The following is a 1,985-nucleotide window of genomic DNA, read 5'->3' as shown; positions in this document are numbered from 1 at the left end:
ACGGCGAAGTGGTGCAGGTTGGCCCACGTTTTCAACCGTCAGCGGGCTGTTGTCGCCCAGAGCCTCGCGCAAAGCGATGTTGAAAGTGTTGTGCAAGGCGGCTGTGGGTTGCATTTCGATGCTCACCCAAAAGAAGTTGTAGCCTGGGAAAAGCTTTTGTTTGCTACGCAGGGTAACAGTGGCTTGCGTGGGTTGCACCTCGTCTTGCTTCACCGAGTACGAAGGAATGGCCTCCATTGTTCGGCCTGGAGTGAAGTTGGTGATGTACTCCACGGGTTTCATACGGCGTTTGCCGTAGTCTTGCCGGGCATCTGTGCCGCCGTAATACAGCTTTAAGGCTTTTATCTGCTGGCGCGGTGTGTTGCCCAAGTCTAATGTTAGGGCGTTCAGCGTGCCCGTTTCTTTGGCATCGATACGCATCAACATCAGGATGTTGTCGTGGCGTTCGATAAGTATGGGGTATTGCGGCTGCTGCACAAAAAGCGTATCGCTAGCTTGCGCGGCAAAAGTAATGGCCGATAAAACGGCAATGAGAAATAGTCGCATAATTTGTTGTTTGAGTTTGTTATAAGGAGTTAAGGAGTTATGGAGTTAAGGAGTTAAGCCAAATGCCTAGGTGGCGTTAGGCTAATTGGACAGGTCTGACTTGTCCGACTTGTCCGACTTGTCCGAAAGCTAGACTGAACTAGAAATCTAGGAACCGATGGACACCTTTAAAGGGCGTTAGCCATCTTTTCACCCTTTCACCCTTTCACCTTTAAAAGCCCTTTCACCTTTAAAAGCCTTTTCACCCTTAAAAACATCTCTACCACACTTTCACTTCATCGCAAAACACCCATCCGCCTTCGGCACCTTGCTTGGCCCGCAAGCGTACGTAACGTGCTTTGGCCGTGCCTTTCCACGTAAAGGGTTCGATGAAATACTCGCGTTTGTCGTGCCGTTCCACATCGCGGCGTTGCAACGAGGTGTAGTTCTGCCCATCAGCAGACACCAATAGCTCTACGCTGTCGGGGAAAGCGATGTCTACACCCATCGATTGCAGGAAGTCGGCCGATACTTCGTGCAGTTCGGTTTCCGCCCCAAGGTCTATCACGGCGTCCATACATTCGCCGCCAATAAAGCCTTGCCAGCGGTCGCCCTTAAACACCCAATCGCCCCGACGTCCGTCGGTAAGTGTATTGTCGCCCGTTCCGCGATACTTCTCCGTGTAACGCGAAAGATAAGTTACGGGTTTTCCAACAGCCAAATGCGTTACGGGCGTTAGCGATTCTTCGCGCCGTCCGCGTTCGTTTCGCAAGTCGAAGAAGTTGTAGCCCATAGCCTTCATGCGGTCGAGTGCCTGTATGGCGCGGTGGCGGAAGTTGTCGTAAGACGGACGGTTGCGCGTCCATCCCACTTCGGCAATGGCCAACATTCGCGGATAAAGCATGTACTCGGCATGTTCGGGCGTAGGCACTTCCTCGGTCCAAAGGTTTCCTTGCACGCCGTCGATGAATTTTTCCAGCGTGTCGGCCGACTCTTTATGGGCTATTGGCTCGTAAGAATAAGCCTTTTCTAGCGGAACATAGCCGCCCATAGCCTTGGGTTGGGTGAACGGAACGTCTTGATACATGTCGAGATAGCAGTATGCGCCAGGCGTCATCACCACGTGATGCCCAGCCTTTGCAGCCTTCAAGCCAGCCTCTTCGCCCGTCCACGACATCACGGCAGCATTGGGTGCCAAGCGACCTTGCATGATTTCGTCCCATCCCAACAGCTTTCGGCCGTGGGCATTAAGGAATTTTTCGATGCGCATGATGAAGTAGGCTTGCAGCTCGTGGGTATCTTTCAGCCCCTCGTCTTTCATTCGCTGCTGGCACTTGGGGCAGGTTTTCCACTTCTCTTGCCAAGCCTCGTCGCCCCCGATGTGGATATATTCGGAGGGGAAAAGCTGCATCACCTCGGTGAGAACACCTTCGAGAAAGGTAAACACGCTATCGTTTCCA

General features: G+C 52.7%; 2 protein-coding genes. Both read right to left on the bottom strand.

The features are described 5' to 3' along the window. Nucleotides 1-546 (bottom strand): BNR-repeat neuraminidase N-terminal domain-containing protein (locus BN93_RS01810; RefSeq protein ID WP_019186649.1); only part of this gene is annotated, 546 nt, incomplete at its 3' end. Nucleotides 547-805: 259 nt separating this feature from the next. Next, a partial coding sequence (locus BN93_RS01805) for a glycoside hydrolase family 20 protein (RefSeq protein WP_019186648.1) occupies nucleotides 806-1,985 on the bottom strand: 1,180 nt, incomplete at its 5' end.

The sequence above is a fragment of the Prevotella conceptionensis 9403948 genome (genome assembly GCF_000312305.1).
In the GTDB taxonomy this organism is placed as follows: domain Bacteria; phylum Bacteroidota; class Bacteroidia; order Bacteroidales; family Bacteroidaceae; genus Prevotella; species Prevotella conceptionensis.
This window is presented reverse-complemented; position numbering and strand designations above follow the sequence as displayed.